The sequence below is a fragment of the Flagellimonas sp. genome, assembly GCF_965215805.1.
Classification (GTDB): domain Bacteria; phylum Bacteroidota; class Bacteroidia; order Flavobacteriales; family Flavobacteriaceae; genus Flagellimonas.
This window is the reverse complement of record NZ_OZ244124.1, coordinates 1,673,380-1,687,886: the sequence shown is the minus strand read 5'-3', so window position 1 is coordinate 1,687,886 and position 14,507 is coordinate 1,673,380. Positions and strand designations below refer to the sequence as shown.

Sequence of the window (14,507 nt, the reverse complement as noted above, 5' to 3'; positions counted from 1 at the left end):
GCTTTTCTATTTATTCTGATACCCATCTTCCTATCTGTTTATGTATAGCCAATCTGTTCGAGGTTCCGAGCCATCGCCCAGATCTAAGACATAATAATATGTGCCCACGGGCAATTGATTTCCTTTTTGCACTGTGGCCCTTCCGTTGGAAGTACCATCCCAGTCATTGTTATAGGAGCGTTGTTCATACACAATATTGCCCCATCGATTATAGACCTGAAGCACATTGTTAGGGTATCTGGAAATACAGTCAATCTTAAAGAATTCGTTTACACCGTCACCATTGGGCGAAAACTCGTTGTACACCGTTAAGCAAGATGGGGTTACTTCTGCTTGATCCGAATCGTTGGAACTATCGGTATCCAATTGATCCACATAGGCCAAACTTGCGGTATTCAAATAATCATTTACATCCAGTATCTCTACAGTAAGTTGTAGGTTGGCTGTTCCAAGGGCTGCCAATTGATCCAATTCCCAGAATCCAGAAACCTCATCATAGGTTCCTTCTGATGCTTGGACCGTGATCAAGCGATATCCAGAAGGCAGTATTTCTTCAATGCCAATGTTGGTTGCTTCCACACTTCCTTGATTGGAAACTGTAATGGCAAAGACCACCTGATCTCCAATATTGGGAGAGGTATTATCCACAGTCTTACTGATACTTATATCGGTAGTCTGTGGGGTAACAGATGCAATGGCCTCGTCATCGTCCACATTACCATCTGAAAGATCATCTTCGGAAATTCCTTGATTTGGGTTGCTATCCGGATCATTAAAATCACTGGCGGTAATTTCGGCAACGTTCAAATATTCGTCCATCGTTCCGGTTGGGGTATTCACCGTGGCCAGAATCACCAAGGTCTCCGTGCTTTGATTGAAAACTGGTCCATTCAGGGTCCATAATCCACTTGATTCATTATAAATACCTGCTGTTGTAATATGGGATTGATAGGTATATCCCGATGCAAGTAGATCGGTTACCACCACCCCAGTGGCATCACTAAATCCATTGTTGGTCAAATTCAAGGTAAACTCAACCACATCTCCCACATTGGGCGTAGCATTATCCACTGTTTTGGTCAGCTCCAAATCCGCTTGCCCATTAGGTATCGCCTCTATGGTGTCCTGATCATCTTCCGTAGCTAAATTGTTATTTGGAGTTGAATCTGGATCAAAGGTGTCCAGGGCAATCAACTCTGCGGTGTTTCTATAATCCCCGCTAGCCTGAACTTGAGCGGTAATCTGCAAGGTAGCCGTAGCACCATTGGCCAGATCTCCAATATCCCAAGAACCGGTAAGTCCATAATAAATTCCTGTGGACGGCAATACCGAAACCAAGCTATAACCAGAAGCCAACAAGTCCTCTACTACGATTCCCGTAGCATCATTGGGTCCTGCATTATTTACTGTGATGGTAAATACAATTTCCTCACCCACGGATGGGCTAAGGGTATCGGCCGTTTTGGTGACGGAAATATCCGTTACCGTTCTTGGCGCAATGGATTGTTCCGCTTGATCATCCTCATTGGGATCGTTATTACCTGGTGTTGAATCAGGATCCAATTGAATTGCCGCGACCACTTCTGCCACATTGTTATAATCCCCAGTGGCGTTAACTTGGGTCGTAATATTTAAATCGATGCTTGATCCTGAGGCCAGCGTGCCAACACTCCATAATCCACTGGCATCGCTATATGTCCCACCAGAATCATCGGAAACATAGGAATATCCAGAGGGTAAAGCATCTGACACCACTACTCCTGTGGCATCGCTTGGTCCATCGTTGGTCAAAGTAAGGGTGAATACAACATTTGATCCTACATCAGGACTTGGATTGTCTATTATCTTGGTCAGACTTAGGTCCGAACTTGGAATAGGTGTGGTTCCAGCACTGTCTTGGTCATTTTCAAAAACGTTGCCGTTATTTGGTGTGGAATTTGGATCCAAATTATCGGAAGCTATCACCTCCGTAACATTGAAGTAATCCCCCGAAGCATTAACCGTCGCAACAATGTTTAATGTTTCCGTGGTCCCATTTGGAATGATACCGTTCAAGTCCCAAATTCCGGTTGCTGGAGTATACACTCCCGCTGTCCTATTATTGGAAATATAGGTGTACCCAGAGGGTAAAAGGTCCATAACCTGAACTCCTGTTACATCACTTGGTCCAAGATTGGAAATGCTGATATTGAATATCACTTCTTCTCCCACCAACGGACTTAGAATATCAACGGATTTACGAAGAATCAAATCGGAAACCAATACCGGAACAGGCTCTACGGTCTGCTGATCATCTTCCGTATCATCATTATTGGCCGGAACCGAATCCACATCAGTCTCATCCAAGCCCGTAAGTTCTGCAATATTGGTATAATCACCAGTGGCCAAAACATTGGCGGTGATTACCAAAGTTTCCGTAACTGCATTGGCCAAATTTCCAATAGTCCAAGAACCATTCAAAGGTTCGTATGCTCCAGTCGAAGGCACAGCGCTGACAAATTCATAACCCGACGCCAAGAAATCGGTTACCACCACATTGGTTGCATCATTGGGTCCATCATTGAAAACGGATATGGTGAAAACAATCTGATCGCCCACGTTGGGTGTAAGGTCATCCGCGGTTTTAGTCACGGAAATATCCACCAGAGGATTGGGGTTTGTCACAGCATCATCCTGATCGTCTTCTGCAGCAAGCGCATTGTTCGGTGTTGAATCGCTATCGGGTTGATCTACCGCCGTAATCTCAGCAATATTGGTGTAAACTCCTGTAGGGTTTACCGTTGCAGTAATATTCAAAGAAGATGTTCCACCGTTGGCAATGGGTCCCACATTCCAGATTCCAGTTCCGCTTGTATATGCCCCAGACGCATCATCCGAAACATAGGTATAACCCGAAGGCAATAGATCTGTTACTACAATATTGGTAGCATCGCTAGGTCCTGAATTGGAAACGGTTATGGTAAATACGACATTGGTATTTACATCCGGGTTGGCGTTATCCACATCCTTGGTCAAGGATAAATCTGCTACGGCGACAGGAGCTATGGTCACCTCATCCTGATCGTCCTCTGCACCCACTCCATTACTAGGAGTGGAATCAATATCAAAACCATCAGAGGCAGTAATTTGAGCCACATTGGTATAATTGCCAGTAGTATTTACCAACACATCTATAATCAAAGTCTCATTGGCTCCATTGGCCAACGTGCCCACTTGCCAAAGTCCTGTGGTATCATCGTAAGTTCCAGCGGTAGCGCTGTAAAGCACATAGTTGAAGCCTGTAGGCAACAGATCCTGTACCACTACATTTGTGGCATCATCGGGACCACTATTGGAAACGGTTATCTCAAAACTAATCTCCTCGCCCACGTTGGGGTTTATGTCATTGTCCACTACAATTTTGGTCAAAGAAAGATCAGATTGTATTGGGGCAGCGGCTATGGAAGTTTCATCATCTTCACTTTGATCTCCGTCATCATTGTTAGGGGTACTATCGGAATCATATTGGTCGGCGAAAGTGACCTCTGCCATATGGGTAAATTCCCCAACAGCTCCAGTAGGATTTTGAACAGTTGCATTAAATGTCAAGGACAAAGTATTGGTTCCAATGGGAACATTCAGTCCTGTCCAGGTAATAATATCGGTTATGAAACTAAATGTGCCACCATTGCTGATTCCTGTGATAGTTGCATATCCAGGTGGCACCAGATTTTCTAGGGATACTCCCGTTGCTGCCGATGTTCCTTGGTTGCTAACATTAATGGTAAAAGTCACCACTTCCCCAACATCCGGAGTTGGATTGCTCGCCTGCATCGATATTTCCAAATCCGCTACTTGAGGTGTAATGACATAAAAGGCTTCGTCATCCTCACTTTGATCTCCATCATCATTCCCTGGATCACTATCTGAATCATATTGATCGGAAGCGGTTATCTCTGCCGTGTTTCGGTATTCATCGGTAGCTCCAGTAGGAGCGTTAACCGTAGTCTCATAGCTTAGGGTAGTGGAGCCAACAGCTAGGTTCGCAATTGTCCACGCAATGGTACCTGAAGTATTTATGCCTCCATCGTTTATGGTTACTATGGTCAAACCAGATGGAGCAACATCCTCTACACTCACATTGGTGGCCGCATCAGGTCCAGCGTTGGTCACCGTGAGTTCAAAAACAACAGTATCTCCAACATTGGGTGTAGCACTGGAAGCAGCACTAACATCCTTTGTCAGGCTTAAATCAGATGCAAGGATAGTAACTTGGGCTGAATCTTGATCATCTTCCCCTGCTATACCATTGCCTTCTGTGGAATCGATATCAAAAAGGTCGTTGGCTGTAATTTCTGCAGTATTCTGATAAGAACCTGTAGCATTTACAGTCGCATCAAAGGTCAAACTTAAAGTGGCACCATTGCTTATGGATAAATTGGACCATGTGATGGAAAAATCGCCAATGTTATAGACCCCTCCATTGCTTACTGTTCCTGGCACCAAAGTATATCCCGACGGAATTACATCACGTACAGAAACCCCAGTAGCGTCTGAAGCACTGGATGCATCATCATTAAAGACGTCCAAGGTAAAAGTTACCGTATCCCCGGGATTTGCGATAGTTGGGGAAACGGATTTGGTCAATTCCAAGTCCACTCCCAACAAGGACACTTCAACGGTATCTGATACGGGAGTACAGCTGCCATTACTAATGGTCCATTCAAATACATAAGTGCCCGAAGTGGCTCCAAAAACTTCCGTAGCTGGGTCATTTTCGTTGACAAATCCAACTGTAGTAGGCCCAGAAACCTGCGTCCAAATACCTGTCCCAACGGTAGGTGCATCAGCAGCCAAAACAATTGAAGAAAATTGGTCCAATGATTGGTCCGGACCTGCATTGGCACTTACGGGGTCGGCATAAATAACCACTTCAAGGGTGTCATCAAAAGTACATCCTCCATTTACTACCGTCCAGGTAAATTCGTAAGTACCCGGTTCCAAGGTGTCGATCAATGTTGTTTCACTGTTTGGAGCAACAATATTAGCTGGTGTTCCAGGAGTTCCTCCCACACCTGGCCCGGCGGTTTGGGTCCAAGTTCCTGTTCCAATAACCAAAGCTGTGGCGGCCATATTAGTTTGGGTAGCCGCACAAAATTCTTGATCTGGACCTGCATCTGCTGTTGACGGAGCATCATCAGGGAAGGTAATGTCCACAGTATCGGAAGAAGGGTCACAAGCCGAAGGGCTGTCCACAAAAGTTACCCCGTTGTGGGCCACTGTCCAGGTTAATGTATAGGTGCCAGTAGTCGTAATATTGGAAATGGTGGAAGTGGATGAATTGGGATTATCGATAACGGCCGCTCCCCCAGATGGATCAGCGGTAAACGTCCATGTTCCCGTGCCCACTGTTGGCGGAACCGCATTCAATTGGGCACTTAACTGACAGGCATTAACTTGATCAGGACCTGCATCCGCAGTAGACGGAGTTTCATATACTTCAATCCGAACCACATCCGAGGTATTAAAACAAAATCCGGCCTCAAAATTCCATTCCAAAATATAAATGCCTGGAACAGTCAATCCTGTAAGCGTGGATGTTGGGTCATTGGGGTTTGTTATCACTGCTGTGCTTCCAGCAGGCTGTTCTGTAAAGCTCCATGTAGCCTCATCTACATCGTCAGGTGGCATGTTCCCTGCCAAGGTTGTCTGATTAGGTACGACCAAATCTCCCAAACACAGTAGTTGATCTGGGCCAGCATCCGGTAAAACCGATGGCAAGCCACTGGATTCCACCTGAACTTGATCGGACGTATTTCCGCATCCGGTTGCTCCAGGGTAATTTGTGGTAAATTCAAAGATGTAAAAACTCCCAAGAACTATATCACTTACTTCAGCAACATTACTGCCCGCAGGATTTTGGGTAATGGTCGCGGGAGTTCCAGGTGCACCACCTACGCCCGGACCAAAGGTCTGGGTCCAGGTTCCTGTAGAACCAAAAGTAGCTTCCAGCAAAAAGTTTTGTACGTTACAGAGTTCCATATCCGGGCCAGCATTGGCAGGGACATAAACATCCACGGTCTTATCTGCAAAACTACTGGGACAATTACTATCCCCAGCAATGGTCCATCTAAAGGTATAAGAGCCTGACACCATTCCGGTTACCGTAGCATTTGGATCATTTACATCTGAAAAAGTGGGTGTATTTGGTGCTCCGGACAATAGGGTCCAAAAACCGTTTTCAATGTTGGGGTCAAATGCGTTGCCATCCAGGATTACCGTAGTGGATGAACAAATGGTTTCGGCAGGAGTGGTCACTACCGCCGTGGTCGGAGGGATTCCTACATTGAGGGTAACTTGATCAGTATCTGAAGAACAACTACCGTTGGTAGCTGTCCATTCAAAAACATATTGTCCTGAAAATGAAAATGTAAGTTGTGCTGTTGGGCTCGTTGAGTCATCGATGACATAGCCTCCCGGCCCTGAAATCTGGGTCCAAAACCCACCACTTCCCACAGAACCTGTAGCATCCATGGTAAACACGGATTGGCATTCGGTTTGATCGGGGCCAGCGTCCGCAACGGCATCCGGTCCTATCGTCAGTTCCATTTCATCCGAAGTATCTTGACAACCTGGAGCAATTTTCGAAATGGTCCAAGTCAAAATGTAGCTCTGCTCAACGGAAATAGTGACATCCGTATCAAATTGATTGGCATCGTCAAAAGCAATGCCAACAGCAGGAGAAGCAGTCCAGATTCCTATCTCGTCAATAGCAGGCTGATTCCCCGCTAAAGTTGTGGTCGTTACACCAGTTCCCAAACATTGGTCAGTACCTGCCGCGGCCAAAGTAGGGCCTTGGGTTGCACCTGTTGTTATTGTAACCGTGTCCGTTCCAGGGGTTGGACAGGTAGCATCATTGGGATTGGCTATCGTCCATCGGAAAATATAGGTTTCATTTGCATCGTCCAAACCGGACACCAAAGTGTTCGGGTCATTTACGTCAGCGAAAACAATGCTAGCTCCACCCGGGGCAGAATCCACTGTCCATGTTCCAACCAAGTTTGTGGTTGGAGGGGCATTCCCCGCCAATTGTGTTGGCGCCCCAAAGCAGATGGATTGGTCCAATCCAGCATCCGTTGGTACTGCTGTATCCGAGGACACAACTATTTGGACTGTATCTTCCTCAGAGGGTGCACAAGCATTTCCTCCGGAAATGGCATATTGAAACACATAGGTTCCAGGAACCAAATTGGAAACGTTTGTTGTTTGCGCATAGGGAGATGCAATAGTAGCTGTATTGGGCCCGCTGATCTGCGACCAAAGGGAATTTCCAACGGCAGCTGCGTTTCCTGTTATATCCGTATCGGTGACATTACAGGCCAAGGTCTGGTCTGTTCCAGCGTTGGCCGCAGTTGGTGTCAAAGCCACATTGACATTGATAGTACTGGTACCCACATCACATCCGGTTTGGATGGAACCACTCAGAGCTCTTCTAAAAAGGACGGTATATGTTCCTTCAGCATCAAAGTTTATCGTTAAAGGTGTGCCCCCCGCATTGGAAAAAGTGGAAGGATCCACCAAAGTAGAACTGCTTGGCCCGCTAATAATACTATAGGTATTGGTACCATTTCCTGTGGTGGTAAATGGAATGTCAACGCTTGTTACACCGCAAACCGCAGTTAGGTCGCTACCCCCATTTGCCAAGATTGTGACCGGGGTTGTGGAATAATTAATGGTAGCAGTATCTGAATCACTGCAAAGCGTTGTTCCATTTTCAATCGTATAGGTAAACTGATAGGTACTACTCCCATCCAATCCTGTGATCTGTGTAGTACTGGAATTTGGGCTGATGATATTAACACCTGCTACAGGGCCGCTCGTCTGGGTCCAAGTTGCAGTTTCATTAGTGAATAAGGGCAATGAGCCCACAAGTGTCACCGTTGTAATACTGGCATCACAAAAGCGAATATCATTATTTTGAATGGTTGCCGTGGATATATCCTGGGTTGCCCCAGCTACCGTTATGGTCATGGTGTCCTGACCACTGGCACATGGCCCATTTACAGACCAACGAAACGTATAGACCCCTGCTACGAGGTTGGATACATTGGAATTGTTACTATTTGGGTTTGCAATGACTGGCGTATTTGGTCCGCTTACAAAACTCCAGGTACCTACTTGACCATTGATGTTGTTTCCGCCAAAACTACCTGCAAAGTTGGTCGACTGGGTCAGTGAATAGCAGTTATCCAAACTTTGATTTGGTCCTGCATCCACCACACTTTCACCACCGTAATTGGTTACGGTAATCGTAGAACTGGATTCGCAAGCTTGTCCTGGAGCAAAATCAGGACCTGATATCGTCCATTGTAAAGTTGTGATTCCAGCACTGGTCTCGGCTAGTGTTAAGGTTGTTGTGGGGGAGCTGGGAGCATTAATGGTTACTCCTGCATTATTAGCCCCAACAATACTCCATAGTCCAGTTTCACCGGCATTCAATGGGGTGTTTGCGTTTGTACTCACACTCCCGGTATTATCTGGACATGAGGCAATATCGCTTCCCGCATTTGACACGGTAATAGGTTGTACCGTTATATCTACATCTTGAAATTGTGGTGTTCCGTCCGTACAAACCGCACTCAATCTAAAAGTGTAGGTGTTTCCACCAACAAGACCGGAAATGGAAGTGGTTGGGTTGGAAGGATCGTTGATAATAACGGATGGCCCACCTACTTGCGACCATGTTGGACCACTTTGTACCAATCCTGAAGTGGAACCCGAAAGGTTGTACGTTCCGATGTTCTCACATATGGTTTCAGGAATCCCCGCATTTACTGAACAATTTTGTGCATAACTCCACTGCAATGAAGCGAGCAAAAACAAAAAAAAGAAATAAGAAGCTCCTTTTTTTTGGGGGGTTAGCGGTCTTTTCATAATCAAAAAAATGAGGTTTTTCTTAGCATGTAAGAATATTCAAACATATCTACTAGCATCGGTTAAATAGAATATATGTTGTATTTCATCGATCATTTGTTGTGAAACATCGGATAATCGATGGGTGTTTTGGCTGAACTCTAAAGCAGGTTGTAGGATTATACGTGCTAATTGTGTTTTTGTAGGATAAAAAATGCCCCAGTAGCTATTGAATACTAGTGTTTTAGCACTAATTTGAAGGACAATCGAAATAAGGGTTTGGAATTATAAAATTGCGAAGAAAATGTAGTATCAAAACCTTCAATTCAAAAAGGTGGGCGTTTTAAAACAAGTGCTTGATTTTTTTCACAATTCCCTTGGGGAGTTTATACGGTGGATAGCGCAAGGGGATATCCAACCAATTGGCCTTTTTGATGATTCCTTTTGCATTGGAAAAAATCTCGAATGAAGCCTTACCGTGATAACCTCCAAGTCCGCTAGCCCCAACACCCCCGAAAGGAAGTTTTTTATTAGTAATTTGGATAACGGTATCATTGATGGCACCACCTCCAAAGCTATATTTCTTCAATATCTTCTTCTGAAAAGATTTTTTATTGGAAAACACATAGGTAGCTAAAGGTTTTTCGTAGCGTTCCAAAACCTCAGCTAAATCATCATCCGTTTCATAACTAATGATAGGTAAAATAGGGCCAAAAATTTCGTCCTGCATGACGGAGCTATCCAGACCGGGTTCATTTATCAAAGTTGGAGATAGATAATTATCTCCATCCTTATAAACCCCGCCAAAAATTACTTCTTGCTCGTGTAGCAAGTTTTTTAATCTAGTGTAATTTTTTTCGTTGACTATCCTGGCTAAATCATCTGAAGGATGTTCAAGATTTCCAAACCCCTGCTCAATGCTTTTTTGCAAAGCGGTTATAAGTTTGGCCTTCACACTTTGATGAACCAACACATAATCCGGTGCGATACAGGTCTGCCCGGCATTCAGGAATTTGCCCCAAGCTATGCGTTTAGCTGCCAGTTTAATGGAAGCCAAATTATCCACAATACAAGGGTTTTTGCCTCCTAGCTCCAAAGTCACAGGTGTTAAATGTTTGGCCGCACTTTCATATACAAATCGTCCAACCTTGGTGCTTCCGGTGAAAAAAATGTAATCCCATTTTTGAGTTAACAATTTCTGTGAGATTTCCACCCCACCTTCAACCACGGAAACATGGCCGGGTTCAAACACTGCAGCAACAATTTCAGCACAAATTTTGGATGTATTGGGCGTTAATTCAGAAGGTTTTATTACTACCGTATTTCCAGCTGCCACTGCACCGACCAAGGGAGCAAAAACCAGCTGGAATGGGTAATTCCAAGGGGCTATGAGCAATACGGTGCCATAGGGTTCCCGATATAGATAATCGGCTGAAGGCCAATTGGCCAGAATGGACGAAACCCGTTCCGGGCGTGCCCACAGTTCCAAGTTGTTTAACGCTGTTTTTATTTCAGCCAACACAAACTGGGTCTCCGCAACCAAAGTTTCAAACCTGGGTTTTTTGAAATCCGTGTAAAGGGCTTCACAAATCTCATCTTCCCGCTTAACGATTTCCTTTTGCAAGCGTTTCAAGGCCTTCTTTCTAAAGGAGACATCCTTACTTTTTTGGGTTGAAAAGAATTCGCGGTGTAGGTTTAGTATGTCCATAGATTCATAAACAGAGGTGACCCATATTTGGGAAAATCGAGGGGAATTGACTTCGTTCAAATACCCAACCCTAAATATAGAACAAACTTGAAGAAACCACTCAGGTTATGCTATAGAAGCAAGCTTAGGTCTGGATAGACATTTGGAAGTGACCAACCCTAATGTCCTGCAGAATTTTCTTTTATCTGCTTTCTGAGCCCTTCTATTTGCTGCTCCAAATCTTGGATATAGTCCTCCCGTTGCTTATTTAGTTTTGAGATGTCCTCAAATGTATATCGTTGGGTAATATGCTGCGGGCAGTTCCAGTCAAAGGCCTTGATATGGAAAAGAAAAATGCGCTCTGCCTTGTAATCGTAATCCAATTCCAATTTTTCAACGAGTTCAGGGTTTTCTTCCAAAGACACTATTTCAGCTTCCGCATAAATTTTTAAGCGGGCTCGATTGACATAATCCATAAGGATAAGGGAAACTTTTTTATGTGTTTTGACATTTCCTGTTGAGATGTATTGCTTGTTTCCTGTAAAATCCAGAAAGGCCAAGGTTTTCACATCTATCATCTTCAAAAAGCCTTTTGGGCCTCCCCTATGTTGTATGTACGGGAAACCATTTTCGCCAAAAGAAGCCATATAAAAACTATCGCGATCCTTGATAAAACTCATCTCCCTAAAAGAGAGCCCATCCGGCAATTCCATGCGCTCCATGCGTTCATAGGCATGCCTGCTTCCCTGCTCCTTCTGAATCTCCTTAATCGTGTCCGTAAATGCTAATCTTGAATAGTTCATCTTAATTTTGTTCCAATTGAATACAATGGACAGGAGGTCCCCATCCTTCCGGCACCTTTTCAGTGGTAAGCACATCAAACGTCCCGTTGGCTCCACCCATCTCCCCCGATTTCTCTTTATATATTACTGTTCCAATACGATGTACCCGTATGGCATAACTGCACATTACGCAAGGCTCCTTGTTGGAGTATAGGATAGCGCTGGACATATCCTTACCAAGAATGGCCCTAGCCCTTCTTATCGCCTCCATCTCCGCATGACAGCTCACATCTTGTTGGATGCTTGCAGTTTCTTCGGCCTCCACAATAATCTTATTGTCGACAACAATCAAACTTCCAACAGCGCTGTTGCCCTTTGTGGCGGCCTGACTGGCCAATACTTCACATCGTTCCATAAAATAGGCAGCGTTCTTCATCACCCCCTTAGCCATAAAAACGACCAAAACCTTACAGTGCACAAACCACAGTAGATTCTTTGCTAACCAAAAAAGCCGAGACAAAAATCCCGGCTCTCCAAAATTCAACCAAATAATTGGCAGCTCAAAAACGGTTATACCAAAGAAATGTGATCACAAATGGCCTTGACGTGTGAGGCATCCGTTCCGCAGCAACCGCCAAAAACCTCCAAATTGGGCAATAGCTGTTGCAGTTCTCTGTGCAATTGACCCAATTCTATTTTATTACCAACATCCAACTCGGTTGATTCGTCCAATTCTGCATGACTTTTACATGAAGCATTGGCCCTAAGTCCTTGAATTCGGTTTTTCCAGCTTTTTGCTCCTTCAAGTAGGTGCATAAAATGCGTAGGATGGGCACAGTTGATCATGTAATATTTTGGATAATTCTCAGTGGCCTTGTCAATTGCCGTAATCGCTTGCTCCAAAGTTTCCCCACTGGGCAAACTACCATCCAATTCCACTGTAAAGGATATCACTACAGGAATCTTATGGTTCTTTGCGGATTCCACTATGCCTAGGGCTTCATCAATATAGGTCATGGTAATGGCCGTGACCATGTCAACTTTGGCTGTCTCAAATGCCCCGACCTGAAGGTTATGGTAAGCTTGGGCCTCAGCAGGATTCATAGCGGTGTCTACCTTGTAGCCATCGCCCCTCGGACCAATTTGCCCACTCACCATTACATTTTCAATACACGTTTTGTACTCTTGTTTTAGCTGCTTCATTTTTTGAATGGCCAGTTTATTGACACGCTTGAGGTTCTGTTCATCATAGCCCAATGCCTTGCCCCAATCCAAATTGGCTCTCCAGGTTGGGCTTTCTAAAATGAACCCGGTTCCATTCAGTTTTGCCAGTTCCAAATAGTCTCGATAGTAATTTTCCAGTATTTGTAAATGGTTCCTATTTTCCAGCAGTGGAAAAGCGGCAAAGTGTTCCAGTTCAATTCGATGGTTGAAAATCAAATCGGTTTCCAACCCACCATCTGTTAGTATCGTATTTTTTGTTTTTTGTTTCATTGTATTTATTTTATCAAAACTATTTCAACACTAATCCGGAATGTTGTAAAATGCTTTTACGGCTTCATAATCGCTGTGGTCCAAAGAGGATTTCCCTTGCACGTGTACACTCGGAGGAATAATGACATACCTGAATCTATTGCCTCGAGAAGGCGATATTTGAAACTCCGTTAAATCCCCAGATAGTGCCTTTGCCTTAATTAAAATATCACCAACCGTTACAGTACCGCTCCCATAACCATAGGTGAATTGGGCTCCCCTAAAATCCAGTACAGGCAATAGGTAAGTACTCCCATCTCCAAAGCCATTAAAAAACACAAGGATGGTATGGGTACTTTTTATGCTAAAAGCGGGAGGTAATTCTGAAGGAAAATCTATATTCATATACTTTACCGAGGCAGACGAGCCTGTAAAATTTGCAGGAATCCATGAACTATAGATTACCTCTGCATTACCATCTTGACCGTCTTCACCATCCTGACCCGGTTCTCCTTTTTCCCCCTGTTCGCCCCGTGGTCCTTGTTCACCCACTGGTCCTATTGGCCCTTCGATTTCTTCTTTGCTGCAACCTATTAGCGCAAGCACCAATAGGGTCGACAAACCGACTTTTATTACTAAATTTTTCATTTTTTTTGATTAAAATCATTGCAATGACCATCGTCAGCTCCGATGTTTCCATTCCCCGTAACTGTGCTTACTGTGACAATTTGCTCTGGTTCCTGTGTTTCAATTACTGTTTCTGAATTATCGCTGCTACATCCAAAGATTGATAACCCTATAATTACAATAGTTGCCGATTTTGAAATAACCTTCGACACATCTTTGTTTGTGCCTTTTGATTTTTTGTTCAAATCCTTAAATGTGAGCATTTGCCATACCTTGGCCGAAGCCCCATGATAAAATCCTGTTTCGTGCTGATAACTTTTTGGGTTCTTGAACGTCCCGAAAAGAATATCAAAAACGGGTAGATCGGAATAATTATGCCGGTGGATACCCTTGGCATGATGAACCGTGTGGCTCTCTGGACGTTGTACAATGTATCCCAACCAAGTTGGGGTTTTAATATTGGCATGCTGGAACATCCCCAAAAAGTTGGTCGCCAACAAGGTAAAGGTGATGGCCTGCGGATTGAGTCCCACCAAAAGGGTAAAACAGATACTCCCCAAAACAGTCCATCCGATCATATCCATGGGACTGAAATAGAAGGCCCCATAGGTGTCCAAACGTTCAGCACTATGGTGCATCTGGTGAAAAGCGCGCCACAGAAAATCGGAGCTATGTAGTGCCCTATGCCATACATATACACCAAATTCATATAAAACCACCCCTACAAGTCCTCCTATAACGGTCGTCAGGTTTGTTAAGTCCAGTAATCGGTATGGTTCCAGATAAGGATCAATAAACAATGGTAAGTAGGATGATAAATAAAAGAAGAATGCAAAAGCACCCAACCCTCTCAATTTCCAAAATTTTACTTTTGGTAGTTCTCTTGCGGGAAACAATCCTTCCCAAATCATAAGTATCGCATAGATGGCCAAAACTGCCAGTGATACCGGGTCCAATAAAATTTCCAATGGTGTTGGCATGATATATATTTTTTTGTTTAACAACTATTTTTAATGAATTTCAGCAGGCAGTTGGCGGCTTAAGAC

7 protein-coding genes are annotated in these 14,507 nt (G+C 44.2%); all 7 read right to left on the bottom strand.

Annotated features, from left to right (window positions below):
• Positions 1-30: 30 nt before the first annotated feature.
• The gene (locus ACOOE0_RS07590; protein WP_420401867.1) at positions 31-8,913 is read right to left on the bottom strand and encodes a PKD domain-containing protein; all 8,883 of its coding nucleotides are present in this window, start codon (positions 8,911-8,913) and stop codon (positions 31-33) included.
• Positions 8,914-9,235: 322 nt separating this feature from the next.
• Positions 9,236-10,600, bottom strand: a complete 1,365-nt coding sequence (locus ACOOE0_RS07585) for an aldehyde dehydrogenase (protein ID WP_420401866.1) — start codon at positions 10,598-10,600, stop codon at positions 9,236-9,238.
• A 158-nt stretch (positions 10,601-10,758) separates the two neighbouring features.
• The gene (locus ACOOE0_RS07580) at positions 10,759-11,382 is read right to left on the bottom strand and encodes a pyridoxamine 5'-phosphate oxidase family protein (RefSeq protein WP_420401865.1); all 624 of its coding nucleotides are present in this window, start codon (positions 11,380-11,382) and stop codon (positions 10,759-10,761) included.
• 1 nt (position 11,383) lies between these two features.
• A complete protein-coding gene (locus ACOOE0_RS07575) occupies positions 11,384-11,839 on the bottom strand; it encodes a deaminase (RefSeq protein WP_420401864.1) in 456 nt (151 codons plus the stop codon).
• Between the two features lie 92 nt (positions 11,840-11,931).
• Complete coding sequence (locus tag ACOOE0_RS07570) at positions 11,932-12,855, bottom strand: homocysteine S-methyltransferase family protein (RefSeq protein ID WP_420401863.1); 924 nt, start codon at positions 12,853-12,855, stop codon at positions 11,932-11,934.
• Between the two features lie 30 nt (positions 12,856-12,885).
• Positions 12,886-13,482, bottom strand: coding sequence for a hypothetical protein (locus tag ACOOE0_RS07565; RefSeq protein WP_420401862.1), 597 nt, complete (start codon positions 13,480-13,482; stop codon positions 12,886-12,888).
• Positions 13,479-14,441, bottom strand: a complete 963-nt coding sequence (locus ACOOE0_RS07560; RefSeq protein WP_420401861.1) for a sterol desaturase family protein — start codon at positions 14,439-14,441, stop codon at positions 13,479-13,481. The genes ACOOE0_RS07565 and ACOOE0_RS07560 overlap by 4 nt, the downstream gene beginning before the upstream one ends.
• Positions 14,442-14,507 lie beyond the last annotated feature (66 nt).